Genomic DNA, 26,720 nt, shown 5'->3' with positions numbered 1-26,720 from the left:
TGTCCGTCGGGCCGGAAAGACCGTGTCAGATGGCGAGAACGCCCGGGTCGAGGCTGTCGCCCGGTCGGCTGTGTCGCCAGCGAACCGGGCTCTCCGTGCACTGGACGGTCTGGTCCGAGCCACAGGAGCCGACGAACAACACGACGAGACAGTAGATCGGCGGGCGGTCGCGGTCGGACTCGTCGCCGATGCTCACGATCGTGATCCGTTCGACGCCCTCGACCTCGCAGTCGACCCCGGTCGCCTCGCGGACGTTCCGTCTCGCCCCGGCTTCGAGCGACTCGTCGGCGTCGACCGCACCGCGGGGCGGTGCCCACTCGTTGTGGCGGTCGCGCACGAGCAGGGTCTCGTCGGCGTCGTTGGTGACCCGCACGCCCGCCGCGGCGTGCTCGGCGGTGTCGACCGCGGCGGCCTCCTCGTACCGAGGTCCCGAGACCGACCAGCTCACCTGGTGGACCGGCGCGGAGCCGTACTCGTCCGTCAGTCGCGAGAGCTGGTCGGTGACCCAGCCCTCCGACCGCTCGGAAACGCTCATGGCATCACCACATCGGTCGACAGTATAAATCCGGTGTATCGTTCACCGCCGACCGGCCGCCGATTCACCCCATTTTATCCTTTCAGACGTTTCACGCCGGGATTTTCTCAAGAAATGAGCTGTATTTACACGTGTTCGTCGAGGAATCGTGCGATCCGGGTGTAGGCCTCGATCCGGTTGTCACGCTTGACGATCCCGTGACCTTCATCGTCGAAGACCAGCTTCTCGACCGGGACGCCCTGGTCACGGACGCGCTCGGCGACCTGGTCGGCCTCGCCGACCGGGACTCGGGGGTCGTTCGCGCCGTGGAGGACGAACAGCGGCGCGTCGATGTTCTCGATGTGCGTGAGCGGACTGATGGATTCGAGGAGTTCGCGGTCCTCGTCCAACGAGCCGTACTCGGCCTCGCGGAGCGCGCGCCGCCACGACCCGGTGTTCTCGAGGAAGGTCACGAAGCTCGCGATACCCACGATGTCGACCCCCGCCGCCCACAGGTCGGGATACTCGGTGAGCGAGGCGAGCATCATGAACCCGCCGTAGGAACCGCCCATCACCGCGATCCGGTCGGGGTCGACGAGCGGGTGGTCCGCGAGCCACGCCGCGCCGCGCTCGATGTCGGCCACCGAGTCCATCCGTTTCTCCACGTCGTCGAGGTGGGTGTAGGCCTTGCCGTAGCCCACCGATCCCCTCACATTGGGTTCGAACACCGCGTAGCCCGCCTCGCAGAGGTACTGCGTGACCGGGCTGAACGACGGCCGGCGCTGGCCTTCGGGCCCGCCGTGAATGTCGACCACGACAGGTGTATCGCCCTCGGCCGCGTCCACGGGAACCGAGAAGAACGCGGGTATCTCCCGGCCGTCGAAGGTCTCGTACCGAACGAGGTCGGGCTCACGGAAGTCCTCGCGCGCGAACCCGGCGGTCGCGGCGCGGGTCCACCGCTCGGCCGCACCGGTTTCGACCTCGACGACGTGGACGTTGGTGTTCTCGCGTGGCCCCGTGACCGTCACCGCGAACCGCTCCGCCTGGTCGTCGAAGGCGATCCCGCCCGCGACGCCGTCGGGGAAGTCGGGGTCGGGGAAGGACTCGATCTCGGTCTCGCCCACGAGCCGGCCAGCGGTGAGCTCGGTGTAGCCGTCGACGTTGCGGGCGTAGACGATTCTTCTCGTATCCTCGTGAAGCGCGAACCCCTCGACGTTCCAGTCGCCGCCGTCGACCACCGGCTCGATCCCGTGCGTCGCGAGGTCGAGCCGGGCGAGATAGAGGGTGTCGGAATCGTGGTCGGTCACGACGTAGAGCGCCTCGCCCCGTGGCCCCCAGGCGGCGTTCAGGAACCGCACGTCGCCCTCGTGTGGTGTGACGTGTTCGATCCCGCCGCTCTCGACGTCGAGCACCGAGAGGTCCTGGTCGAAGCTCGAATGGGCCTGGCTCACGATCAGTCGATCGTCGTCGGGCGAGAAGCCGCCGAGGGTGAGCCAGCCCTCTCCCTCGTGGACGAGGGTCGCCTCGTCGCCCGTCTCGGTGCGTTCCTGGACGTAGATGTCGAACACCGAGTCGTCGCGTCGGTTCGCCGCGAAGGCGAACCGCTCGCCGTCGTGGCTCCAGCCGCCCCAGCGGTGTTTGGCTGCGGGGGTGTCGGTGAGCGGCGTTACGGTGCCGCCGTTGAGGAGGAAGAGCTGGGCGCGCTCGTTGCCCCCGTCGTCCATCCCGAAGACCAGTTCCTCGCGTTCGGGGGAGTGTGAGACGAACGTGACGCGCTCGTCGAAGAAGGTACGCTGTTCGGGCCACGCACCCGGTTTGCGGAGCGACCAGACCTGCGGGGTGCCGGTGGCGTCGAGGAGGAAGGCGAGTTCGCCCGCGGGCGAGAACGACCCGCCGTAGGCGCTGCGGACGTTGAGATACCGCTCGATGTCCGTGGGCATGGCTCACGTACCCCCGAGGACCACAAATCCCTTCGGGTCGCCGTCGGTAGGTGTCGGTCGGGGCGTTCGTTCGCCCGACGGTTGATTTTAGCCGGCCTCGCTATCGACCCCCGGACAAGACAGATAAGGCAACGGACCGTACGGACCTCAATCGTGATCGAACCGGAGCCGGACTCGAACTCAGTTCTTCCCGACGACGGGCGGTTGTCCGCCGTCGAGAAGTGGCTGGCTCCAGCCGTCGGCGTCGCCGTGGTGCTCGTCCTCCTGTTCAGCGTCGGCTTCCTCCTCACGGACTACCTCGGGGAGGACTCCGCGAGCGCGGGTGCCGACCAGTCGAACGGCGTCGGTGTCGCGGCCGGGAACGGTACCTCGACGGCGAGCGATATCCCGACGACGCGCGGCGTGGCGACGAACGAGACCGTGACGGCGGTCGCGACGACGTCAGCGACGGGGAACTCGACTGCAGCAGCTACGACGACACCGACCACGACGGAGGCCACGAACGCCACGGAGCCGACCACCGATAGCCCAGCAGCCGCCGGCTCCGATACCGGAGCGGACGCGAACACCGAAGCGGACGCGAACACCGAAGCGGACGCGAACACCGAAGCGGACGCCGACACCGAAGCTGGTGACAACACCGGCACCGGAGCCGACGCCAGTTCCGACACTGGGGCCGATTCCGACACCGGAGCGGACGACAGTACCGGGGCGGAGTCAGGTACTGAGGACGATTCCGATAGTGGGACCGACTCCGGCACTGGAGCCGACGCCGGTCCCGATACGGAGGGCGATACTGGAGGTGATGCCGATACCGAAGCCGACGACAATACCGACGCTGACGACGAGACTGAGGCCGATACCGAGGTTGACGACGATACCGAAACTGATAGCGATGCCGACGCTGACGACGACACCGAGACCGACGACGATACTGAAACGGCAACCCCGACAGCCACCGAGACAGACACCGAAACTGCGACGGCAACCGATACCGACACCGCGACGACGACCGAGACGGCCACGGACACGGCGACCGACACCCCAACCGAGACCGCGACGCCAACGGAAACCGAAACGGCTACTGAGACCGAAACGGCCACCGAGACCGAAACGGCGGAGCAAGCCGCGCAAGCGAGTGTCGCGGTCGACTCCTCGACACCGACACCGACACCGACGGCGACCGCCGTCGCGGCCGCCTCGGCGGAAGCGGTGTCGGACACCACCGAGACGCCGACCGCAACCGCGACGGCCACCGAGACCGCTACGGCGACCGTAACCGAAACGGCCACGGCGACCGCAACCGCGACGGCCACTGAGACGGCGACCGCAACCGCGACGGCCGCCGCGGAAACCGCGGCGTAACCGGGAGGTCGACGGCGGGCTCCCACTCGGTAGGCCGTCCCCGGTCAGTTCGTTTTTACCAACGGCGACCCGATTCGGTCCATGGAATCGCCTTCGGGGCAGCGGCGGGGTCGGTCGCTCGCGGGACGGGACGTCGCAGTCGTCGGCGGTGGGTTCGGCGGGCTGTCGGCGGCGTGCTACCTCGCCGATGCGGGGGCCGCGGTCACCGTGCTCGAAAAGAACGACCAGGTCGGAGGACGTGCCTCGCAACTCGAACGGGACGGCTTCCGGTTCGACATGGGCCCCTCGTGGTACCTGATGCCCGATGTCTTCGAGCGCTTCTTCGGTGCGTTCGGCAAACAGCCGACGGACTACTACGGCCTCACCCGCCTCGACCCCCACTACCGTATCTTCTTCAAGGACGGCGACCGGGTCGACCTCACGCCCGACCGCGACCAAGTCCGGGCGGTCTTCGAATCGTACGAGGAGGGTGGCGCGGCGGCCTTCGACGACTACCTCGAACGGAGCGAACGAACCTACGAAACCGCCCTGGAGCGATTCGTCTACACCGACCGCCCTCGGGCGCGCGACTGGGTCGATCCTGACGTGATGCGCTCGGCCCCCATCGGGTTGAGTCTGCTGCGCTCGATGGAGTCCCACGTCTCGCGGTACTTCGACGACCCGAAGCTCCAGCAGATCACCCAGTACACCCTCGTCTTTCTGGGTGGGTCCCCGAAGAACACGCCCGCGCTCTACACTATGATGAGCCACGTGGACTTCAACCTCGGCGTCTACTACCCCGAGGGCGGATATGGGGGGGTTGTGGACGGCATCACCGACCTCGCGCGCGAACTCGGAGTGACCTTCGAGACGGGTGCGGAGGTCGCGGAGATCACCAGCAAGCGCGACGGGTTCGTCCTCGACACCGCCGCTGGCGACCACGCGACCGACCTCGTGGTCTCGGACGCCGACTACGCCCACACCGAACAGGACCTCCTCCCCGAGCACGAGCGCCAGTACTCGGCGGAGTACTGGGAGAAGCGAACCCTCGCGCCCTCGGCCTTCCTGCTCTACCTCGGCGTCGAGGGCGACGTCGACCCGCTCGCCCACCACACTCTCGTACTGCCCACCGACTGGGACGGCCACTTCGAGGAGATCTTCGAGCGACCGGCGTGGCCCGAGGATCCCGCATATTACCTCTGTGTCCCATCGCAGACCGACGACACGGTAGCCCCCGAGGGCCACTCGAACCTCTTCGCGCTCGTCCCGATCGCGCCCGGCCTCGACGACACCCCCGAGATCCGCGAGGAGTACCGCGAGAAGGTTCTCGACGACATCGCGGAGAACACCGGCGTCGAGCTCGCTGACCGGATCGTCGTCGAGGAGACCTTCTCGGTCGACGACTTCGCCGAGCGCTACAACAGCCTCCGGGGGACGGCGCTGGGGCTCGCCCACACTCTCCGTCAGACCGCGCTGTTCCGCCCGCCCCACAAGTCGGAGGCGGTGCCCGGACTCTACTTCGCGGGCGGGTACACGACGCCGGGGATCGGCGTGCCGATGTGTCTCGTGAGCGGCGAGCACGCCGCCGAGGCCGTGATCGACGACCACGCCCGATGAGCGTCGCGGAGCGCGTCCGCCGGGGGGTGAGTCGCCTCGGGCGAACCGTGCCACCCGACTCGTTCGTGGGGTATCTCCTCCGACTCTCGCGCCCGCGCTTCTGGCTCTACCTGGCCGGGCCGGTGGCCGTCGGCGCGGTCTACGCCGCGTCCGCGCCCGCCGACCTCCTCTCGCCGACTGCCCTCGCGCTGTTCGCCTACTTCCTGGTCCCCGCGAACGTCTTCCTCTACGGCGTCAACGACGTCTTCGACGCCGACATCGACGCCGAGAACCCGAAGAAGGAGGGGCGCGAGGTGCGCTATACGGGAAGCCGGACCGTGCTCGCCGCCGTCGCGGTGAGCGGTCTGTTGATGCTCGGGTTCGTGCCCATCCTCCCCTTCCCCGCGCTCGTCGCGCTCGCGGGCTTCGCGTTCCTCGCGGTCGAGTACAGCGCCCCGCCCTTCCGGTTCAAGACGACGCCGCTGCTCGATTCGGTCTCGAACGGGCTCTACATCCTGCCCGGTGTCGTGGCCTACGCCGCACTCGCGGGTGAACTCCCGCCGCTCGCCGCCATCCTCGGGGGCTGGCTCTGGGCGATGGGGATGCACACCTTCTCCGCGATCCCCGACATCGAACCGGACAGACGAGCGGGGATCCGGACGACGGCCACCGCGCTCGGCGAGCGCCGGACCTACGCCTACTGTGGGGCGTGCTGGCTCGCGGCGGCGCTCGCGTTCGGGGTCGTCCACGTCCTGCTCGGGGCGCTCCTGCTCGCGTATCCCGTGTTGGTGGCCGCCATCGCGCGCTCGGCGGTCGACGTCGAACGCGCCTACTGGTGGTATCCGATCGTGAACACGGTAGTGGGAATGGTACTGACCCTCGGCGGCGTCTGGGTGTTGGTGGTCGGTGGCTGAGCCGTCCCTCGGGACGGTCACGACCCGGGAGCGCATCGAGGCTCGGCTCGACCGACTCGTGGCCGAGAACCGGTTCACCATCGCGGTGGTGTTCCCGGCCGTCGGCGCGGTCCTCCTGCTCGCGAGCGCCGCGGACCTCGTCGGCCCGCCGCTCCAGTTCAACCCCGGCCTCATCCTCCTCGGAACGGTCGTGATGCGCTTGCCACTGGTGGCGGGGGTCGCGCCGCTGGTCGACCGCCGAGCCGCCGTCGGGATCGGTGTGCTCGTGGCCTACGCCTTCGGTATCGAGCTCATCGGCGTGACGACCGGCTGGCCCTACGGCGAGTTCGAGTACCTGATCGAGCTCGGCCCGATGCTGTTCGGGGAGGTACCGCTCGGCCTCCCGGTCTTCTTCCTCCCGCTGGTGCTCAACAGCTACCTCCTCTGTCTGCTCCTGCTCGGCGAGCGGGCGCGGAACCGGGCCGTCCGGCTCGTCGCGGTCATCGTCACGGTGCTGCTCGTCGACGTGGTGCTCGACCCCGGCGCGGTCGCGGTCGGCTTCTGGAGCTACTCCGGCGGGGCCTTCTACGGCGTCCCGGTCTCGAACTACCTCGGCTGGGTGCTCTCGGCGACGGTCTCGGTCGTCGTGCTCGACCTCTCGTTCGACCGCACCCGCCTCACCCGCCGGCTCGAAGACTGTGGGTTCATGCTCGACGACCTCGTGAGCTTCGTGGTGCTCTGGGGGACGGTCAACGCCGTCTTCGCCAACTGGGTCCCCCTGTTGGTCGCCCTCGCCCTCGGGGCGGGTCTCGTGGTCACCGACCGGTTCGACGTTCCGGTCCGTTCGAGGACCGGGAGGTAGAAAAACGAAGCCTCGTCGTCAGCGCATCGGGGCCGCACCCTCGGGTCCGTGGTGGCGCGTCGGGACGTGTGCGACCGTGCTGACCTTCGCGAAGACGGCGTCGGGGTCCTTGTTCCAGAGCCAGTGCCACCGGGTGCGGGCGAGCAAGGAGAGCTTCCGCGCCGTGCTCAGTTCGGGTGTCGCCGAGAGCACGTCGTAATCGCGCTCGCGGATCAGCCGGTGGTGGTCGGCGTAGAGGACGGCGGCGAGCAGGACCGGGAACTGGCAGTCCTGCGGGAGGTACTTGATGCCCGCGACGCCCTCGCGGTAGCGTTCCTCCGTGCGCCGGAGCTCGCTCGCCATCAGCGTCGCGAAGTCGTCGTCCATCTCGAAGCGCTCGATCTGGGTCTCGGTGACGCCGTGTTTGTCGAGGACGGTCTGCGGAAGGTAGATCCGGTCGCGCTCGATCACGTCCTCGCGAACGTCGCGCAGGAAGTTGGTGAGCTGGAAGGCCTCGCCGAGCGTGCGGGCGTGGGGGCGGGCGGTGTCGGCGTCGTCCGGGTCCATCACCGCGGTCATCATCTCGCCGACCGCGGCCGCGGAGCCACCCATGTAGGTGTCGAGCTCGTCGTGGTCGGCGTAGCGGCGTTTCGTGATGTCGGTCGCCATCGCGTCGACGAACTCGTCGACGGCGGCCTCTGGGATGCCGTACCGGTCGCGAAGCTCGCTGAAGGCCGCGAGCACGCTGTCGTCGGTCTCCCCGTCGAGCGCGGCACGGCGGATGGCTTCGAGCCGGTCGCGCTGTTCGTCGGGCGGCGGGCCGTCGGGGTCGTCGACCACCTCGTCGGCGACCCGGAAGAAGGCGTAGAGGACGTAGGTGGCGTGGCGAACGCGCTCGGGGAGGAGCCGCGTCGCGACGTAGAACGTCGTCCCCGTCCGCCGATGGATCGCCTTGCTTTCGGCGAGCTGGGTTCCGTCAACCATGTCGTTGTGTTCCGTTCGGGCGAGAGCGACTTATGTGTTTGTACGTTGTAACATCTAAGCAAGAATTATAATTCATACGTCATCTTATCCGGCGAGGATTTTCGCACGCCGGCGAACCGACGTCGGGTCGGATTCGGGCTATTCGTCGAGCAGCTGTTCGGCGAGGATCGGCACGAACGTCCCCACATCGGTGACCATCCCGACGGCCTGCGCGGAGCCACGGTCGAGGAGCTGGGTCACGGTGGCGGGGTTGATGTCGACGCAGATCACCCGGGTCGAGGAGGGCAGACAGTTGCCGACCGCGACGGAGTGGAGCAGGGTCGAGAGCATCAACACCATGTCGGCCTCGTGGGCCTGCTCGCGGATCGCGTTCTGGGCTTCGACCGCGTCGGTCATGGTGTCGGGAAGCGGGCCGTCGTCCCGGATCGAGCCCGCGAGCACGAACGGCCGGTCGTTGGTCACGCACTCGTACATCACGCCGGATTCGACCAGTCCCTGTTCGACCGCGTCACCGATCGAGCCCGCACGAATGACCTGGCTGATGGTGTAGATGTGGTGTTTGTGGCCTTTCCGGGGGTGGTCGAGGGTCTCGGTGTCCATCCCGAGCGAGGTGCCGTAGACGTCGCGTTCGAGGTCGTGGACCGCGAAGCCGTTGCCCGCCGAGAGCATGTCGACGTACCCCTCGCGAACCAGCCGTGCGAGCGCTTCTCTAGCTCCGGAGTGGATGAGGGCGGGGCCACAGACCGCGAGCACGGAGCCGCCCTCGCGCTTGGTCTCGGCGATGGCGTCGGCGACTTTGCTGATGGTTGACTTCGAGGGGCGCTCGGAGGAGACCCCGCCCTGCATGAAGCCGAACGCGCCCTCCCTGCCCCGCGGTCGTTCGGGTGGCCGGACCCTGATACCGGTTTCACCGGTCACGACTCGATCTCCCTCCTCGATGGCGTTCAGGACCTTCGTGTACGCCCGAACGCCGTCCGAATCGTCCGCCGCTCGCGGCTCGCTTCGCTCCCCGCTCGCCGTCGAGTCGCTCCGCGACTCGTTCTCCACCACCACCGCACAGTCCATCTCGATGCGCTCGACCGTGACCCACTCGCCCTCGTGGCGGATGTCGGTCGGGTGGTTGGTGGTGGAGTAGAAGTCGGGGGGGACGACCTGGTCGTCGGGCGCGGGGTCGAGGCTCGCGTCGACGGGATGGGAGGGGTTCGCGCCGTTCTGGTGGAGTTCGTGGACGATCGACCGGAGGTCCTCCTCCGTGTCGGCGAGCACCGTCAGCCGGGCGTAGGACGACTCGACTTCGGTGCGGCCCACACGGAACTCCTCGACCTCGAAGGATCCACCGAGATCCATGATCGCGACGAAACAGGACTGCATCATCCCCGAGTCGATGATGTGCCCCGAGAGCTCGACCTCGCGTGAGACAGTCATACCCATCCATACCTGGGGGTGAATAAGTCGATTGTGGGTCCGGTCAGCCCTCGACGTGGCGCTCGACGGTCCAGCGGTGGTCCGTCCGCTCGCACAGCCGGTGATAGAGGTTCCGGAGCCCCGCCGGGTCGGTCTCGGGGAGGACGTGGAACTCGACCCGGCCGTCGCGGACCGACACCCGGAAGACGTCGCCCGTCTCGGTGTCGTGGACGAGGTAGAGCGCCATCGGGAGGTCGAACCAGTCGCCGTAGGTGTAGGGCCCGTCGTCGAACACTCCTCTGAGAAGGCCGTCGAGGTCGTCGTCGGTGTGGTCGACGGCGGGCGACAGCGAGAAGACCGTGGTACCCTCGTATTCGAGCCCCGCGTGGCGCGAGTAGCGCCGTTCCGGACGACGAGGGATCGAAAAGGAGGGGTCGTTGGACATAGCGACTGACGGGCCGAAATACGGCGTTCAGAGCTTTATACTTTGGCCGACGACGGACGGGAGCGAACCATCCCGGTCGTCGCCATGACGAGATCAGTGAATCCGTTCGTCACCCGACCACCGTCGTCCCCGCCAGTTACAGTACCGTCTCCGGTGATTTCGCCCCGTGTTCCCGCAGCTCCGCATCGAACGAGACGAGCGTTGCATCGGCGGCCTCGGCTGCAGCGAGTATCAGTGCATCCATCGGGTAGAGATACGTCTCGCGCTGGAGGCGGTTTGCAGCGAGGACGTCGGATGCGTCGAGAACCGAGATCGTAGCGTGGTCGACGATCCGGTCTTCGATCGCCTCGATACGGTCGCGCTCGAAGCGTTTCTTCTTCGAGAGGACGCTTCGGAGTTCCATGAGGTTCAGGACGGACGTGCAGGTTTCGTGTTCGTTCAGCACCGCGACTGCGGTCTCGGCACGCCCGTCCTCGGCGGTCACGACGGCAACGAGGACGTTCGTATCGACGAAACAGTTCACGGTCGCTCGCGGAGGTCCCGGACCACCTCGACCGAATCGAGGTCGATATCTATCGCGAGGGACGCGAGGGCGTCGCCGAGCGGACGGTCGTCGTCATCGTCCCCGTCCGGAACGAACTCGGCGAAATCATCGGCGATCAGACTCATATCCGCTTTTTCGTCCCGATCCGATTTAAACAGTCGGGCGTTCGTGGTGCGTACTTCGTTCGTCTCGAGCTTCGATCGTAGTACGCTCACCACCGACCGCTACTGCATCGCCGAGAGGCACGGCCGACGGGGTTATTCCCGTCGCAACCCACTCTCTCCCATGTGCGGACGCTACACCCTCTTCACGCCGCCCGAGGACCTCGAAGACCGCTTCGGCGCGCGATTCGAGCGCTCGCCCGAGCCCCGATACAACGCCGCACCCGGCCAGCACCTGCCCGTGGTCACGAACGACGCGCCCGAGGCCATCCAGGAGTTCCGCTGGGGGCTCGTGCCGAGCTGGGCCGACGACGAGTCGATCGGGAATCGCCTCATCAACGCCCGGGCCGAGACGATCGACGAGAAACGGAGTTTTCGTGGTGCCTACAAGTCCCGGCGATGTCTCGTGCTCGCCGACGGCTTCTACGAGTGGACGGAAACCGACGACGGCAAACGGCCCTACCGCGTGCGGCTCGAGGACGACGCCCCGTTCGCGATGGCGGGCCTCTACGAGCGCTGGCAGCCCCCGCAGAAACAGACCGGGCTCGCGGAGTTCGGCGGTGACGACGAGCCGAGCCGCGAGACCGACACCGTCGAGACGTTCACCATCGTCACCACCGAGCCGAACGAGGTCGTGAGCGACCTTCATCACCGGATGGCGGTCGTGCTCGACCCGGCGGACGAGGAGCGGTGGCTCGCGGAGGGCGGCACCGACGTGCTCCACCCCTACGAGGGCGCGATGGACGCCTACCCCGTCTCGACGGCGGTCAACAACCCCGCGAACGATTCGCCCGCCCTCGTCGACCCCGCACCGGCCTGATCCGTTCCGAACCCAGCCGCGGATCGAGCGAGGGAAAGCGCTATGTTCGCCTCGTGAGGGGAGTCCGTTATGCGACTCGCACGCGCTCGGACGACCGACGGGGTCGTCGCCGGCGAACACGACGGCGGCGCAGTGATGGCGAACGGCACGAGCTACCCACTCGACGCGCCCGACGTCGAACTCCTCGCCCCCTGCGAGCCGTCCGCCTTCTTCTGTGTGGGCCGGAACTTCGCGGCCACGATCGACCAGATGGGCTACGACAAACCCGACCGACCGGACTTCTTCATCAAACCGCCCGTCTCGCGCCATCCGCCCGACCGTCCGATCGAGTACCCCGAATTCACGGACGAACTCACCTACGCGGGCGAACTCGCGGCCGTCATCGACGAGCCGTGTACCAACCTCACGCCCGAGGAGGTCACGGACGTGGTGCGCGGCTACACGGTCATGAACGACCTCGACGCGCTCGACCAGGACGGCCGCACCGCGCGGAAGGCCTTCGACGGCTCCGCGCCGCTCGGCCCGTGGATCGAGACCGATGTGGACCCTTCAGAAATCGAGATGGAGACCGTGATCAACGACGAGGTGCGCCAGGAGGCCACGACGGAGCAGATGTTGTTCGACCCCCACGAGGTGGTCTCGTTCCTCTCGGAGCGGTTCACCTTCGCACCGGGCGACGTGATAGCCTTCGGCAGCCCGGCGAATCCCGGCCTCATCGAACCCGGCGACGAGATCGCGATCACCTACGAGGGCGTCGGAACCCTCACAAACACCGTCGAGTAACCCATCGAAACCGGCTCAGAGCGGGTCGCGCTCGAAGTCCATCTCGACGTCGACCCCGAGACGGTCGGCAAGCGTGGGCGTGACGGCCCGCGCGTCGACGGTGTCCGGGATCGACGCGTCGGCCGCCGGACCACCGATCCCGTAGAATCCGTCGACGTCCCCGCGGCCGTGTGACCCGCCGACCTTCGTGGCGTCGAGCGAGACCAGTCCCTCGTCGCCGAAGAAGAGTTCGACGGGATCGAAGCCCGGTTTCGCGTGGATGTCCATGTCGCGGGCGTAGAACGGCGCGTCCTCGTCCTCGTGCCACCAGTAGTACTGGAACCACGCCGAGGGTTCGGCGACGAGCACGAGATCCCCCGCGTTGGGATGGGCGACGCCCCACTCCTCTTTACCACTCTCGCCGAGCACGTGCTCGACGCCATCCAGGTCCGAGAGGGCCTCACGGGCGTCGTCGACCGCGCCCTCGTCGGCGTAGACGTGTGTGACCTGGTGATCGACCATCGCGAACGCGTTCGATCCCTCCAAGTCGACTTCCTCGCCGCCCTCGCCGTCGTCTTGGACTTCTAGAAGCCCTGCCTCGCGGAGCGCACGGTTCGGATAGATCGGGGTGTCGACGTCGTGGAAGCCGTACTCGCTCGCGACGTGGACCGCGGTCTCGTCCCAGCGGTCGTCGCCACGGAGCGAGTCGAGGAACCCTCCCACGAGGTCGTCGACCACCCCGATGGCGTCCGCCAGTTCGTCGCTGCTCGGGCCGTGGGCGAGGCCGGCGTAGTCGAGGTGGGGGATGTAGACCCAGAGCAGGTCGGGGTCGTAGCGTTCGACCGACTCACGGGCGGCGTTCAGGATCCACTCGGAGGAGGTCTCGTTCGCACCGGGTCCCCAGTAGGTGTGAAGGGGGAAGTGGCCGTACTCGGCTTCGAGTTCGTCGTAGAAGCCGTCAGGGTTCGTCCAGCAGTTCATCTCGAGGATGTTGTTGTCCTCGTCCTCGATCGGCGACGGCGTGAGCGCCACGTCGGCACTCGTCCCGATGAGGTGCTGGAAGCAGAACACGCCCGTGGTGAGTCCGGCTTCGCTCGCCATCTCCCAGAGCCGGTTCCGACCCTCGCGGTCGCGTTCCCAGAGCGCCACCGAGTCGGTGTCGCGGTCGTACTCGCCGTTCGCGACGTCGCCGTGATTTTTCGGAGATCGGCCGGTGGCGAGGGTCGACTGGGCTGGCAGGGTCACCGCCGGGAAGGGCATCTCGAGGTCCGCACGCGCGGGCTCGGGAACCAGCTCGGCGATGTTCGGTGCGAGCCCCGCGTCGACGTGCTCGCGTTCGAGCCCGATCACGTCGAGCACCACCGCTCGACCCGTGTCGGTCATACGCCCCCCTCCGCGTCCGCGCCGCCGTCAGTTTCGGCAGTGTGGCGCGCCACGTAGTCGGCGAGCATGTCGAACTGTGCGGCCAGACGGTGTTCGTCGACGCCGAGCGGGGCCTTGAAGAACGAGGCGAGGTGGGGCTGGAGCCCCCCCTCACCCTGCCTATCGGCGTAGGCCACCAGCCGTGCGAGGTCGAGCACGAGCGGGGCGGCGAGCGCCGAATCGGAGCCCTCCCAGGTGAACTGGAGTTTCATCTGTGTGTCCAGGAAGCCACGGAACCGGATGTCGTCCCAGGCGGTTTTCCAGTCGGCGAGCGCGGGCGTGTAGTCGATCCGGACGCGGTTGTGGAAGTCCTCGTCGAGGATCCCGTCGAGCACGCCGCCCTTGCTGTCGAGCTTTCCGGCCTTGTTCTCCTCGTCCTCGAGGACCTCGCCGTCGCCGTTCCCCAAGATATTGTGGCCCTCCCAGGACTCCACCCGGAGGTTGCGGTCGGCGAACATCGGCGCGAGCGCGGACTTCATGAGGGTCTCGCCGGTCTTCCCGTCGCGCCCCATGTGCGGGACGTTCTCGCGCTTGGCGAGTTCGCGGAGCCCGGGGAGCGCGTTCGCGGCGTTCGGCGTGAAGTTCACGAACGGGTACCCACCACTGAGCGCGGCGTAGGCGTAGAGCGAGCTCGCCGGGAGTGGGTCGTCATCGTCGAGGGCGGTTTCGATCGCCTCGACGGTGTCGTACCGTGCGGGGTCGTGCGGGATCGGTTCCGAGGAGGCGACGTTCACCACCACGACCCGGTCGAACCCGTTGGCCTCGGCAAACGCCTCGTAGTCGGCCCGGATCTCCTCGGTGACCGTTCGCAAAGAACCCCCCTCGTCCGCGGCCTCGTCGGCGAGGCGCTCGACCGTCGTCCCGCAGTTCCGCGCCGTCCCGACCTCGATCCGGTCGTCGATGGCGGCGAGGTCGTCGCGAACCGCGTCGAGCGCCGCACGGCCGGGTACGCCGTTCCGTTCGTGAAGAGCCTCGGCCGTCTCGACGACGCTCCCGGACTGGACGTCGTGCCCACCGAAGACCAACGAATCCACATCGGGAAGATCGAGCGCGTCGCACGGCGGGCGCTCGGTCACCATTCCTTCGGTGCCGGTCACGCCGTGCGCGATGGCGCGTGCGCCCACCATCGCGGTCGTGGCGACGTTACCGTGCGCGCCGACGAGCCAGATACCGGTCGTCACCAGTACCAGCCCCAGACATGCTTGTTGGTCCGCAACAATCGCTTGAACACCGTTCTGTTTCCCTTCGAGATAGTATTCAACACAGTTTCAATCATCGGAGTGAGCACCCTTACCCCCTTCGTATCACTTTTTCTACTTGTTTTTCACTGTTGTCAAAATGCCAATCTTTGTATCTCACCATTTGTCGTATTTGTGACTGAACAAAGTTCTTCTATTTCGCATCAAGTCAAATGCGAGATCCAACAGAGAACTATTGGCAATCGAACCTGATATCAAGCTTTATCAGCGGCGGCAGCGAGATGAGGTCAGTGGCCATGTTGAGTTCGATATCTCACAAGATCGCTAAGGGAATACGCAATCCGGAGATGGTTCGGGAATATGTCACATCAAGAGCCCCATCGCTAATTTCCGGGTTTGAGGCTGCCGCATTTTCTAGATATCCCATAGGGGATAATGTATTCGACGACGATTGGGATTTGCTGATACTTTTGGATACCTGCCGACTGGATGGTTTGTTGGAGATGAGGAACAGAAATAGGTATAGCTGGTTGGGAGATGCCTCCTTGCAGTCTCGTCTGTCTGTGGGCGGGTCAACTCTCGAATGGACTGCACAAACGTTTCGAGCACCTTACTCGGCTCAGATCAACAGAACAGATTACATCGCAGGAAATTTATTAGTTGAGCAAGTGCTCGACGGAAAAAAGCTGCCAGAGGATGTCGATAACGCTAGCTGGAGTCCAACTAAATGGGATTTCCTTCCGAAAAAGGCACTCCACGAATTCGTTTCTGTAGGAAGTCTGCGGGACGCAAGAACACCTTCCGGAGGGCATGTTGACCGACCTCACCCTTCTGCAGAATTAGTCACCGATTTGGCTATTCAGCAGGGACGCACCGAGAACCCGGAGAAGATGATCGTTCACTATATTCAACCCCATTATCCATACTATAGTGCCGTTGAGTCGGGTGAACAAGCAGAATTAGAGGACTGGCAGCGGTTTCCATTCAATCAGCTTCGAGATGGAACGCTATCGAGGCGAAACCTCTGGAACCGGTACCTCGAAGAACTACAGTTAGGAATAGATGCCATAGATACCTTGTTGTCGAACTATGAAGCAGAGAAAGTCGCGATCACAGCTGACCATGGTGAGGCATTCGGCGAGCGGTTTCTTGGAAAAAAGGGCTATAAGCACCGTGTTGGAATGCTGCACCCGAAGGTTCGGCGTGTCCCATGGCTCGTCACATCAGCGAAGGACACAGAATCGCACCATCCAGATATAGAAGTCGAATCGAATGATAAAAGCCAACAAGAAATGCTCGAAGCTCTTGGATATCTCTGAACATAGCAACTCATGCCTCCAAACACAGTAGGAACCCACACAGATATCCTACGCCGCATCGGTCCTCTTGGGCTCGCAAAGACCGTCTACTATTCCAAACGAACGGGGAACGACCCCCTGTCGATAATTCTCAATTCGAAAGCGGCTGTCGACCTTGCTGATTCTTCAGATATAGAGATCGATAACGTGTTTTTCGTAGGTTCGATCGAACCCGCATCATCTCGCGCCTTTTCACCAACCAAGCTGTCTGTTGCATCAGATGCGACGATACACGCTGGTGGAGGACTGCCGAGGATCGGGCACGGCTCAGTGCTGCGAATAGAGGGGGATTTCTCGATTGGCAATTCGTTCGTTAATTCAGAGTTTCGATTGCTCTGTGAAGATCGTATCGAGATCGGAGACCGATGTTCGATCGCATGGGATGTTGCCCTCAGCGACACCGACCGACATAGCCTCTTTACGGACGAAGAAACGAAACCAACAACAGCCCCGATTACGATCAACGACAACGTTTGGATCGGTTCCGGCACCCGTATTAAAAAGGGAGTGGTAGTGGGCGAAGGTGCTGTTATCGCGAGCGAGAGCGTCGTTACCAGAGACATACCACCGAAAACGCTTGTTGCTGGGGCACCTGCGAGGGTCATCGAAGAAGGTGTATCTTGGGACTAGGGTAGCCACGCCCCACCCGAGTACCACAACGTATCATATATGTGTATTATTTTTCCTACCAGCCGTATGGATACCACTATGATACCGATATAGGCAGCTAAGTTATATTTGACCGTATGTCTGTGAGGAACTCACGGTCCTCTTCTTCAATACCCAATACCAACAAGGATATTATATAAGTGACCGTACCAATGACAGCACCGATAATTAAAAGCGGGAATCCCGACACCAATGAGAGTGTTTCCCACCCTTTCAAGGCTGCTCCGCAGGCAAGACCGGCGGTGATCGGCTTAAGAAACGTTAGCGAGTAAGGAAAGAGTCCTTCGGTGTACCAGACCTCAATAAGGCTGGCGATGTCAACAATGGCGGAGATAATGACGGTAGCGGACACGGCACCAATGAGACCGTATCGGGTGATAAATAGATAATTGAGGATGACGTTGGATATTCCCCCACCCCATCTATTCGCTAGCAATAGGTATTGATGGTCGGTCATCATGAGTGTGTATTCGGTAGGCCCGGTCGCGGAATTCAAGAGTGACGAAAGTACGAACAGAGAAAGGACCGCCATCCCTGCTCTAAAACCCTCTCCAAAAATCGAAAGAACTTGACTCGAATAAATGAAAAGACCAACTGCCGGTAGAAGCGCTAGTGTGAACGTCCAACGAGTAACCCGGGTAAATAGTGCTTCCAACGCTCCCCGTTCGTTATTGCTATACATTCGGGAAGCGATAGAAGGGTAAATTGTGTTGAGCGCAACAGAGGGAATGTCGAGAACCTGCGACAGCACCGATGAGAGATTATAGATACCAACCGCACTCCCGGGGAGAAAGATACCGACCATCAAAATATCAATACGACTCTGCAATAACCGCCCGGTGTCGGTCATCGTGAGTGGGACAGAGAAGTTGTAAAACTCTCGGTATCCAGGGCTGGTGCTGTGGAGGTTGGGCCAAAAATCAGTTTTTCTGACAAATAAATAGATTCCAAAGAGGAGGGCGAGAACTGTTGCAATAACTTCCGCAACGACAACACCGACCAAACTAGCACCAATTGCAACAATTACTCCAATAGCCAAAACACGGAAAACAAGGCGAATGATATTTCCAGAAAGTATCTGGTAGCCGGGGAGTTCCAAACTCCGGAAGACACTGGAGATACAGCCAATGAGAGTCATTGCAGGAAGAGCGATTGCGAACAACCGGAGGATCGACACCAACAATTGACGATCGAGCGTGTACTCCGAGATCACTGGTGCCACCCAGTATAGCGTAAGTCCAACAATAATGCCCCCAACAAGCGACGTGACAATAGCTAGTCCAATCGTACGGTTTTGTGCTGCTCTGTCATTTGTGTATTTCGGAACGAAACGAACAATCGATTGGTCTGTTCCAAAATTTGAGATGGTGCTCGTTATTGAGAGCAATACTTTTCCGTATGAATAGATGCCATAAGCCGTTGCTCCCAGACTACGGGTTAGGAGATATGTTGCAATGAATCCAAGAACTCGCGCGACACCTAACCCAATGACTTGTGCGCCTGCGCCACGTACAACCGACCGAAGTGCAGCAGAGATCCCCGACTCAGGTCTGTCAGCCATTCAGCATTGGTCGTTTTGAGACCAGTATGAGTTTTTCCATCTGATTGCTATGCTGCTGGGCTAAAATCCGGTCTCCCTCTAGGTGACAGGGGTATATGCAAAAATTGGTTTTTCGGACACCACACAACTCCTACTTGGAGAGCAGAGTTCATCAGGTGCGTGTATATACGAGTGTATAGCGTCATTTGTGGCAATTTTCTCCATTGTACGAAGCATGGATGGTCCATTCGAAACACACGTGGACGAACATCTCAGTTGAGCAGCTATGTCTGAGTGCATTGAAATTACGTGAACCGGGTCGTACTTGCCAAGCAGCGAACTTCTTTGTAAAGGTAGGCATTCATCCCGGAGACCAACGCAATGCAGATGAATAGGTCCGATCCGGTTGTTTCAAGGCCACGGAGACGATAGATGGGTGGTATGAACATTCTGTATTATCTAAAAAACTATCCCAAGCTCTCACAGAGTTTTGTGTTGAATGAAATCGTTGAACTCGACCGTCGCGGCCATAATGTCGCAGTATTTGCTCGTCAGAACCCAGGTGAGGAGATTCAGCATCAAGAGTATAGCCAACTTGAGATCCCTGTACGATATGCGGCACAGCCAACTCCAAGGGATCTCCCGGACTTGTTGGACCCTGTGATACTGAACGCTCGTGTACTCCGTCAGGTACTCTATCGTACGACTCCCAAAAATCACGCGAGATATCTCCATTTGACCCGACAGTGCATCGAATACATCAGGAACTTAGATTGGGAGCCGGACATAATCCACTGCCACTTTGCACACCCAAACAAATTTCCTGCAACCTATACAGCAAAGTACTTCGAAATTCCGTGTACGGTAGCAGCCCACGCTTACGAGATATTTAGGAACCCGGACATCCGTTTACTCAACGCCCTTCTCAACCGGATGGATCGAGTTATTGCCCCCTCCCAGTACAACCGCGAGTACCTTCGTAAGCAACTTCAGGTGAAACTACCTATTGAGGTAGTTCCAGCAACCACCCGTGTATCGAAGTACGACCCAACGCACCAAGAGATACCCGGTCGAATCCTGACTATCGCTCGATTGGTGGAAAAAAAGGGGATCGAATATGCTATCGAGGCATTGGGACAGCTTTCGGAAACATATCCAGATGTCGAATATCACATCGTTGGTACAGGTGAGCAAAAAGAAGCACTCCGAAATCAAGTACGCGATCTAGGGGTTGAGGACCGAGTTGTCTTTCTTGGACATGTAGACGATAGCCGTCTGCATCAAGAACTCGATGAGGCTTCAGTATTTGTTCTTCCTTGCGTCATCGCCTCAGATGGGGACAGGGACGCGATGCCGGTTGTTCTTAAAGAGGCAATGGCAATGGAAACGCCCTGTGTGTCAACCACTGTATCTGCCATCCCAGAGCTGATCGAACACGAAAAGAACGGACTGCTTGTTGAACCCCGTGATTCCGTTGCTTTGGCCGATGGGGTTTCGAAGCTATTATCCGATGATGATATGCGAGAGACCATGGGACATCGTGCTCGGGAAACGGTCCAGCAGAATTTCAGTCTCGAGGCTGCTGGTGACAGCATAGTAACAGCGTTCGAGAACACGATCGAGTCCTACCAGAAATAACGTAAAGCAAGTCTTTGCAGGCAAAGTGAAACGGTTACAAACGGCCTACAAACTGGCACAGTGAACTTTTTTGACTTGGAGAGAGTAGCGTGGGATGTATACTGCGATCTGAACAGTGCAAGGGAGATCCCACGTATAGTCTATGAGACGCTTGGGTTTTCATCGATCATTTCTCTGTCGACCGTTTCTCATGACAGTCGCGGCACCGTTGATATTGAGAGCTTCGAGGTCACCGAAGTAAACGTAGCTATCGACGCCGTTCTTGATTCCATTTCCGGTAGCAGTGCTGCCGGAGATGGTGTCCTCGTCGTTGATACTTCCCCCGTTTGCCGTGCTCTTTGCGATGGCACCGTTTACTGAGAGCCGATAGTCGAAGTCGCCATTCCCAATTATCGAGATTACGTTACTGGGATACTCATCCGGGTCGATAGTCTCACCATTCAGCATTACGATAGCGTCGCCATGAATTTGGAAGGCTTCGAGCTCGCCAGAGAAAACGTAGCTATCAACCCCGTTTTCGATGCCATCACCAATAGCAGTGCTACCAGAGATCGTATCACCGTCGTTGATACTTCCACTATTGGCGGTACTCTTCTCGAGGTCGGCGCTCGTTGCAAGCATATACTCGAAATCGCCGTTCCCAACGATCGAGACCACATTGTTTGGGTATTCGTCCGGATCGACCTGTTTCCCGTTCAGCGTCACCGTGGCCGTACCAGTAAGGGAGAATGATTCGAGTCCTCCAGAGAAAGTGTAACTATCGACACCATCTTCGATACCGTTGCCAGTAACAGTGCTGCCAGAGACGATGTCGTCGTCGTTGATACTTCCCCCATTTGCCGTGCTCTTTTCGAGGTTATCGCTTACCGACAGATGATAGCTGAAGTCACCGTTTCCTTCTATTGAGACCATATTCTTTTGATTTTCGTCCGAGTCAGAGTCATTGTTGATTGGACTCGGTCCATAGATCTCGTCGCCGTCGCCCCCACTGGGCAGCGGATTGCTGCTATTCGTGGAGACGTTATCGATACTGGCCTCCGTGCCCCAGAGCACTATCGGCCGACCCCCACCGTACCGCGAGTTGATGGTCGTGTTCTTCACCGTCGAGCCGTCGCATTCGGCGAGCACGACCCCGTTCCGATAGCCGATGTCGAACTCACACCCCCGGATCACCGACCCCGGTCGCTCCTCGATCTGGACGGCCGCCCAGTCGTTGGCGGATCCCTCGACGGTCACGTTGTCCATCACGACCCGATAGGGCTCGGGAAGGTTCGACTGGAGCGGTCCCTGGGCGTGTATCGCCGGACGGGGCGTAATATCCACCCGAACCGTAGAGTCCCTGATGGTGACGCCACCGGAGGGGATCAGGATGCCTGCCGAGGAGTTCGGCGAGGTCTCCTCGAGAGGCGGCGGCCCGGCGTTTCGCATCATAACGTCCGTGTTCCGGATCTCGCCGCCGCTGCGGAGGGGCGTCGTGTTCTTGGTCTCCCACCAGATCCCGCGGGCGTTCTCGATCTGCTCGCCGTACTCCCGTGGCATCTTCGAGATGTCGAGTTCGACGGTCGCACCGTCGACGTAGCTCCCCTCGCCCGAGAACCGAAGCTGGGAGGGCTCCGAATTCCGGAACGTGCCGCCTTCGACCTGGATCGGGCCGCCGGAGGCGGCGGCGTAGATCCCGTTGTTCGAGAACTCCTCGAGGTGGCAGTCGATGAACCGGAGGGTGCCGTTGTTTCGTCCGGACGCCACGAGCACGCCGTTGCGCTCGACGCTGCCGATCTCACACCCGTCCCTCGCATCGAACTGTCTGATGATACCGACCCCGTCGGGGTTCGCGATACCGGGCTGAAGCGTGAACCCGCCGTCCTTGTCCTGCCGCCCGTTGACGTTCCAATCTTTGATGAAGAGCCGGTCGCGTGCCCTGACGGCGAACCCCGGTGCACAGTTGTTCGCCGTGATGTCCCAATCGATGTTCCGGTGGACGAACTGCCCGACGTCGTCGACATTGATGTCCTTGTAACCGTCGGTGTTGCTGGTGAACTCGAACGTCGCACCGCCGCCCTTCCCGATCATGCCGAACTTGTCGTAGCCCTGGAGGTCGATTCGGGTGTTCGGCCCCGTATCGAGCCGATAGGTTCCCTCGGGGAACACCAACAGGGTGTCGTCGTCGGCGTACTCCATGACCTCGTCGTGGCACGACCCCCTCCCGTTCGGGTTACACCCCGCCTCGTTCACCATGTTCACCGTGTTCCCGAACCGGACGCCGCCGACCGTCGTCGCGGCGCTGGCCTGTCCGGACGTCGCCGCGAGCCCCACCGCCGACACCGCAGCGGTGCTTGCTAGCTTCAGGTACTCGCGCCGTCTGGTCGGATGCCGAGAAACGACCTGGTCCGTCCCCTCGGATTCGTCCCTTTCACGCACACCCATATCGTCCATTATTTAAACACCGTAGTGTGAGACGTAATCATCGTATAAATTTTCAGCGGTGTTGAACGATATTCCACGACCCACTACTCCGGTCCGTTCGAACCCGGTGGCGTTCTCGACCACTTAAGTCGCCCCTGGTCGACAACCGAATATCATGTCTTCCTCGTCCCGACACACGGCGGATTCGCCACGGCTCTCCGTCATCGTGCCGGTCTACAACGACCCGGATGGGATCCGGACGACGCTCGAATCACTGGTCGCACAGACCTACCCGACCGCCCGCTACGAGGTCGTCGTCGTGGACAACGGCTCCGACGACGACACGCGGGCGGTCGTGCGGGAGTACTGTGAGCGGTACCCGGAGCTCGTCACCCTGTTGGTCGAGGACGAGATCCAGAGTTCCTACGCCGCTCGAAACAGAGGCATCGAGCACGTCCGTGGCTCCCTCGTCTCGTTCATCGATGCGGATATGACCGTCGAGCCGACCTGGGCCGAGTCGATCGTCGCCTCGGCCGAGGCCAACGACTGGGACTACATGGGCTGTGACATCGAGACGTACGTCGTAGGCGAGGGGTCATTGACGGCGACCTACGACCGCGCCCTGGGGTTCACGGTCCGACGGTACCTCGAAGAGGCGCACTTCACCGTCACCGCCTGCTTGACCGTCAGGCGGTCCGTCTTCGACCACGTCGGGGGATTCGACTCGCGCCTGATCTCCGGCGGCGATGGGGAGTTCGGCGAGCGTGTCCACGACGCGGGGCTCACGCAGTACTTCGAGCCGGATATCACCGTCTACCATCCGGCACGGACGACGCTCGGGGCGTGGCTTCGAAAGCAGTTCCGGGTCGGCCGCGGGTCGATCCAGCGACGGCGCTACCATCCCGAACGGGCCGGGAGTTCACACCCACTCGACCCACGGAAGTTCCTCCCGCTCCGTCCACGGACGTTCTACGGCCGACTGACCGACGCGACGACGCCGACCGCTCGTGAGACGGTCGGGCTCTACGGGATCGGTTACCTCAGCAAACTCGCCCGTGCCGCCGGTGGGCTCTACGAGCAGTATCTCCGTGGGTTAGCTAGATAGGTGAGGAGGCAAGAACACATCAGAGATCTCTGCAACACTGGCTTAGCGACGGTGTCATCAATTCGACGGTTGGTTTGCAGAGAATCGAGCGCAGAGACGTTCTCAAACGGGATATTCATTAGTGTATTTGAGCACTCGGAATACAGCTAGACAACGCACTGTATGCCTTGATCAGGTATGCATCGTTTGAAATCAGGTGTTCGCCGCTATCTGAATCATGTTTATATATTTCATGTATGACCGTATCGGACCAGTCGCTAGTCAAGCTAAAACATCGCTAGCAAGATTGGAGGCCAGCGGGCTCCAAGCACCGAAGCGACTCTGTATAACACATCCACCAAACACGTGTACATCGACAGGGACTAGCTCGGGACCGGATATTGCGATCAAACCGTATTGAGCCGTTGGCCGTTTATCGAGACAGTGGCGTCACCGTCGAGGTCAAGTCGGCGAATCTCGCCAGTAAAGGTGTAGCTATCGACACCGTCTTCGATCCCGTTGCCGGTAGCAGTGCTGCCGGAAACGGTGTCCTCGTCGTTGATGCTCCCTCCATTGGCCGTACTTTTCGCGAGGCTCCCGCTAACGGAGACCTCGTAGTTGAAGTCGCCGTTCCCAATGAACGAAAGGACGTTGTCCGGATACGCATCCGGATCGACCTCGCTGCCGTTCAACGTGACGGTAGCGTCACCCTCAAGGTCGAGGACTTCGATGTCACCGGAGTAAACGTAGCTATCCACACCGTCCGCGATCCCGTTGCCGGTGGCAGTGCTGCCGGAAACGATGTCGTCATCGTTGATACTCCCCCCGTTTGCTGTGCTCTTTTCGAGAGCGCCGCTCGTTGCGAGCGTATACTCGAAGTCACCGTTCCCCACGAACGAAATTACACTGTCCGTGTAGTCGCTTGGGTCAATACCGTTGCCGTCCAGATAGACCTCGGCATTGCCGTCGACGGATAGTACAAGAAGCTCGTCTGAGAATCCGTAGCTGTCGGTTCCCCCGTTAGTCCGTCCATTCGCTGTACTTCCCGAGATGACATCGTTGTCATCAATACTTGCACCGCGTGCCGTGGATTTTTCGAGGTCACCACTCACAGTCAACGAGTAGGTGGATTCCCCACCCTCGCTCACGATCGAGAGTTGATGTGAAAGGTCATTACCAGGTACTGTGTAATCATCCGGGTCTACCCGGTCGCCGTTCAGTGTGATGGTAGCGTCACCCTCAAGGTCGAGGGCTTCGATGTCTCCGGAGTAAGCGTAGCTATCGACACCGTCTTCGATCCCGTTGCCGGTAGCAGTGCTGCCGGAAACGGTGTCCTCGTCGTTGATGCTCCCTCCATTGGCCGTACTTTTCGCGAGGCTCCCGCCAACGGAGACCTCGTAGTTGAAGTCGCCGTTCCCAATGAACGAAAGGACGTTGTCCGGATACGCATCCGGATCGACCTCGTTGCCGTTCAACGTGACGGTAGCGTCACCCTCAAGGTCGAGGACTTCGATGTCACCGGAGTAAACGTAGCTATCCACACCGTCCGCGATCCCGTTACCGGTGGCAGTACTGCCGGAAATGGTGTCGTCATCGTTGATGCTCCCCCCGTTTGCTGTGCTCTTTTCGAGAGCACCGCCCGTTGCGAGCGTATACTCGAAGTCACCGTTCCCCACGAACGAAATCACGTTTTGTGAGCGTTCGTCCGGCTCGATGGTCTCACCATTCAGTGTAATGGTAGCGTCACCGTCGAGATCGAGTCGGCGAATCTCGCCAGTAAAGGTGTAGCTATCGACACCGTCCTCGATCCCGTTGCCAGTGGCAGTGCTGCCGGAAATGGTGTCCTCGTCGTTGATGCTTCCCCCGTTAGCTGTACTTTTCGCGAGATTCCCGCTAACCGAAACCCTATAGTTGAAATCGCCGTTTCCGGTAAACGAAAGGACCTTATCCGGGTAATCAGCCGGATTTATCCGGTCGCCATTCAACGTAACGGTAGCGTCACCATCGAGATCGAACGACTCGATCTCGTCCGAGAACCCGTAGCTGTCGACGCCTCCGCCGCCACCCTGCCCGGTCGCCGTACTTCCCGAGATCGTGTCGTTGGGGTCGATGCTCGCGCCGTTCGCGCTCGATTTCGTGAGGTCGCCGCTCACTGAAACCGTGTACGAGAACCGACCGCCGTTGCTCGCGATGGTGAGCGTATCCTGTGCGAAGCCGTCGGGGTCGATAACGTCGTCGTCGAGGTAGACCGTGGCGTCACCTTCGAAGTCGAGCGACTCGATCTCGCCCGAGAATCCGTAGCTATCGACGCCCCCGCCACCCCCTTGTCCAGTCGCCGTGTCCCCCGAAATGGTGTCCTTGTCGTCGATGGTCGCGCCGCGGGCGGTGGATTTTCCGAGGTCGCCGCTCACCGTGAACGAGTACTCGAACTCGCCGCCGTCGCTCACGAACGAAAGTTTGTGCGGGAGGTCGTTACCAGGTGCTGCGTAGTCGTCGGGGTCGATAACGGTGCCGTCGAGATAGACCGTCGCATCACCGTCGAAGTTCATACCGAGCAGGTCGCCCGAGAAACCGTAACTATCGGTGCCGCCGTTACCTTGCCCCGTTGCGCTGCTCCCGGAGACCGTGTCGTTCGGGTCGATGCTCGCGCCACGTGCGGTGGACTTCACGAGGTCGCCACTCACCGTGAACGAGTAGCTGAACTCGCCGCCGTCGCTCGTGAACGTGAGCTGGCGTGGAAGGTCGTCACCTGCAGCGTCATTGGGTGCCGGGCACGAACCGCTGTCCGAGAGATTGGATTGTGACACGGACGAACCGTCCTCGACGACCTGCCGACTCGTCACGTCGATGGTGCTGTTTCTCACCCGGCAGCCGTCGGAGTTCACGACGACGACCCCATCGCGGTCGGAGCCGTCCTGACGGATGCAACACCCATCGACGAGGGAGTCCGGTCGGTCGACGAGTTTGATCGCGCCGTTACTGCTGGCGTCGCCGGTGATGCTCACGTTCCGGAAGACGGCCGAGTGGGGCTCGGCCGGCGGTTCGTACGCGCCGCCGTCGGGCTCCTTGCCCAGTACGGCCCGAACCCCGTCGGGGTCGACCCCGATACGCGTGTTCCGTACCTCGAAGTGACCCGCCGTCGACTCCGCGACGATGGCA

The 26,720-nt window shown here is 61.9% G+C and carries 22 protein-coding genes; 10 read left to right on the top strand and 12 right to left on the bottom strand.

The window, feature by feature from the left end:
• Positions 1–25: 25 nt before the first annotated feature.
• Together GT355_RS00105 and GT355_RS00100 are read right to left on the bottom strand one after the other, a co-directional pair.
• Entirely contained in the window at positions 26–535 is a 510-nt protein-coding gene (locus GT355_RS00105; RefSeq protein WP_160132632.1) for an NUDIX domain-containing protein, read from the bottom strand.
• Positions 536–660: 125 nt separating this feature from the next.
• Entirely contained in the window at positions 661–2,454 is a 1,794-nt protein-coding gene (locus tag GT355_RS00100) for a S9 family peptidase (RefSeq protein ID WP_160132631.1), read from the bottom strand.
• Positions 2,455–2,607: 153 nt separating this feature from the next.
• Here GT355_RS00100 and GT355_RS00095 point away from each other — a divergent pair, with 153 nt between their 5' ends.
• The 4 genes from GT355_RS00095 to cruF all read left to right on the top strand — a co-directional run bounded on the left by GT355_RS00095 (position 2,608) and on the right by cruF (position 7,149).
• Positions 2,608–3,819, top strand: coding sequence for an AAA family ATPase (locus GT355_RS00095; protein ID WP_160132630.1), 1,212 nt, complete (start codon positions 2,608–2,610; stop codon positions 3,817–3,819).
• Between the two features lie 81 nt (positions 3,820–3,900).
• On the top strand, positions 3,901–5,415 hold the full coding sequence (locus GT355_RS00090; protein WP_160132629.1) for a phytoene desaturase family protein: 1,515 nt from the start codon (positions 3,901–3,903) through the stop codon (positions 5,413–5,415).
• Entirely contained in the window at positions 5,412–6,308 is an 897-nt protein-coding gene (locus tag GT355_RS00085) for a prenyltransferase (protein WP_160132628.1), read from the top strand. Before GT355_RS00090 ends, GT355_RS00085 begins: the two co-directional genes overlap by 4 nt.
• The gene (gene cruF / locus GT355_RS00080; protein ID WP_160132627.1) at positions 6,301–7,149 is read left to right on the top strand and encodes a bisanhydrobacterioruberin hydratase; all 849 of its coding nucleotides are present in this window, start codon (positions 6,301–6,303) and stop codon (positions 7,147–7,149) included. Before GT355_RS00085 ends, cruF begins: the two co-directional genes overlap by 8 nt.
• Positions 7,150–7,167: 18 nt before the next feature.
• Here cruF and GT355_RS00075 read toward each other — a convergent pair whose 3' ends face one another.
• The 5 genes from GT355_RS00075 to GT355_RS17885 all read right to left on the bottom strand — a co-directional run bounded on the left by GT355_RS00075 (position 7,168) and on the right by GT355_RS17885 (position 10,630).
• Positions 7,168–8,112 (bottom strand): phytoene/squalene synthase family protein, encoded by a 945-nt coding sequence (locus GT355_RS00075; RefSeq protein WP_160132626.1) that lies wholly within the window; start codon positions 8,110–8,112, stop codon positions 7,168–7,170.
• 138 nt (positions 8,113–8,250) lie between these two features.
• The gene (locus GT355_RS00070; protein ID WP_160132625.1) at positions 8,251–9,537 is read right to left on the bottom strand and encodes an ornithine cyclodeaminase family domain; all 1,287 of its coding nucleotides are present in this window, start codon (positions 9,535–9,537) and stop codon (positions 8,251–8,253) included.
• A 43-nt stretch (positions 9,538–9,580) separates the two neighbouring features.
• Positions 9,581–9,961 (bottom strand): hypothetical protein, encoded by a 381-nt coding sequence (locus tag GT355_RS00065; RefSeq protein ID WP_160132624.1) that lies wholly within the window; start codon positions 9,959–9,961, stop codon positions 9,581–9,583.
• 136 nt (positions 9,962–10,097) lie between these two features.
• Positions 10,098–10,484: a PIN domain-containing protein gene (locus GT355_RS00060; protein WP_160132623.1), complete on the bottom strand. Its 387-nt coding sequence runs from the start codon at positions 10,482–10,484 to the stop codon at positions 10,098–10,100.
• Positions 10,481–10,630, bottom strand: coding sequence for a hypothetical protein (locus tag GT355_RS17885; RefSeq protein ID WP_192927930.1), 150 nt, complete (start codon positions 10,628–10,630; stop codon positions 10,481–10,483). The genes GT355_RS00060 and GT355_RS17885 overlap by 4 nt, the downstream gene beginning before the upstream one ends.
• A 160-nt stretch (positions 10,631–10,790) precedes the next feature.
• On the opposite strand from GT355_RS17885, the gene GT355_RS00055 reads away from it, so the two are divergent.
• Positions 10,791–11,486 (top strand): SOS response-associated peptidase, encoded by a 696-nt coding sequence (locus GT355_RS00055; RefSeq protein WP_160132622.1) that lies wholly within the window; start codon positions 10,791–10,793, stop codon positions 11,484–11,486.
• Positions 11,487–11,555: 69 nt separating this feature from the next.
• On the top strand, positions 11,556–12,269 hold the full coding sequence (locus GT355_RS00050; protein WP_160132621.1) for a fumarylacetoacetate hydrolase family protein: 714 nt from the start codon (positions 11,556–11,558) through the stop codon (positions 12,267–12,269).
• Positions 12,270–12,284: 15 nt separating this feature from the next.
• Here the strand turns inward: GT355_RS00050 and GT355_RS00045 are convergent, their stop codons facing one another.
• Positions 12,285–13,631 (bottom strand): alkaline phosphatase family protein, encoded by a 1,347-nt coding sequence (locus tag GT355_RS00045; RefSeq protein ID WP_160132620.1) that lies wholly within the window; start codon positions 13,629–13,631, stop codon positions 12,285–12,287.
• Complete coding sequence (locus tag GT355_RS00040; protein ID WP_160132619.1) at positions 13,628–14,851, bottom strand: inositol-3-phosphate synthase; 1,224 nt, start codon at positions 14,849–14,851, stop codon at positions 13,628–13,630. Before GT355_RS00040 ends, GT355_RS00045 begins: the two co-directional genes overlap by 4 nt.
• 308 nt (positions 14,852–15,159) lie before the next feature.
• Between GT355_RS00040 and GT355_RS00035 the strand changes: the two genes are divergently transcribed.
• Together GT355_RS00035 and GT355_RS00030 are read left to right on the top strand one after the other, a co-directional pair.
• Positions 15,160–16,188: an alkaline phosphatase family protein gene (locus tag GT355_RS00035; protein ID WP_160132618.1), complete on the top strand. Its 1,029-nt coding sequence runs from the start codon at positions 15,160–15,162 to the stop codon at positions 16,186–16,188.
• A gap of 12 nt (positions 16,189–16,200) precedes the next feature.
• Positions 16,201–16,857 carry an acyltransferase gene (locus tag GT355_RS00030; RefSeq protein WP_160132617.1) on the top strand — a complete coding sequence of 219 codons (657 nt, stop codon included), beginning with the start codon at positions 16,201–16,203 and terminating at the stop codon, positions 16,855–16,857.
• Positions 16,858–16,954: 97 nt separating this feature from the next.
• On the opposite strand, the gene GT355_RS00025 is transcribed toward GT355_RS00030, so the two are convergent.
• Positions 16,955–18,457: an oligosaccharide flippase family protein gene (locus GT355_RS00025; RefSeq protein WP_160132616.1), complete on the bottom strand. Its 1,503-nt coding sequence runs from the start codon at positions 18,455–18,457 to the stop codon at positions 16,955–16,957.
• Positions 18,458–18,877: 420 nt separating this feature from the next.
• Here GT355_RS00025 and GT355_RS00020 point away from each other — a divergent pair, with 420 nt between their 5' ends.
• Positions 18,878–20,074, top strand: a complete 1,197-nt coding sequence (locus GT355_RS00020) for a glycosyltransferase family 4 protein (RefSeq protein WP_160132615.1) — start codon at positions 18,878–18,880, stop codon at positions 20,072–20,074.
• A gap of 159 nt (positions 20,075–20,233) precedes the next feature.
• On the opposite strand, the gene GT355_RS00015 is transcribed toward GT355_RS00020, so the two are convergent.
• Positions 20,234–22,492 (bottom strand): hypothetical protein, encoded by a 2,259-nt coding sequence (locus GT355_RS00015; RefSeq protein ID WP_240145680.1) that lies wholly within the window; start codon positions 22,490–22,492, stop codon positions 20,234–20,236.
• A gap of 160 nt (positions 22,493–22,652) precedes the next feature.
• Between GT355_RS00015 and GT355_RS00010 the strand changes: the two genes are divergently transcribed.
• Entirely contained in the window at positions 22,653–23,582 is a 930-nt protein-coding gene (locus tag GT355_RS00010) for a glycosyltransferase family 2 protein (RefSeq protein ID WP_160132614.1), read from the top strand.
• Positions 23,583–23,968: 386 nt separating this feature from the next.
• Here GT355_RS00010 and GT355_RS00005 read toward each other — a convergent pair whose 3' ends face one another.
• Positions 23,969–25,972 carry a hypothetical protein gene (locus GT355_RS00005; protein ID WP_205250423.1) on the bottom strand — a complete coding sequence of 668 codons (2,004 nt, stop codon included), beginning with the start codon at positions 25,970–25,972 and terminating at the stop codon, positions 23,969–23,971.
• Positions 25,973–26,720: the final 748 nt, after the last annotated feature.

Source organism: Halococcus salsus (assembly GCF_009900715.1).
Classification (GTDB): Archaea; Halobacteriota; Halobacteria; order Halobacteriales; family Halococcaceae; genus Halococcus; species Halococcus salsus.
The sequence above is the reverse complement of the archived record's forward strand: the minus strand, read 5'-3'. Positions and strand labels throughout refer to the sequence as shown.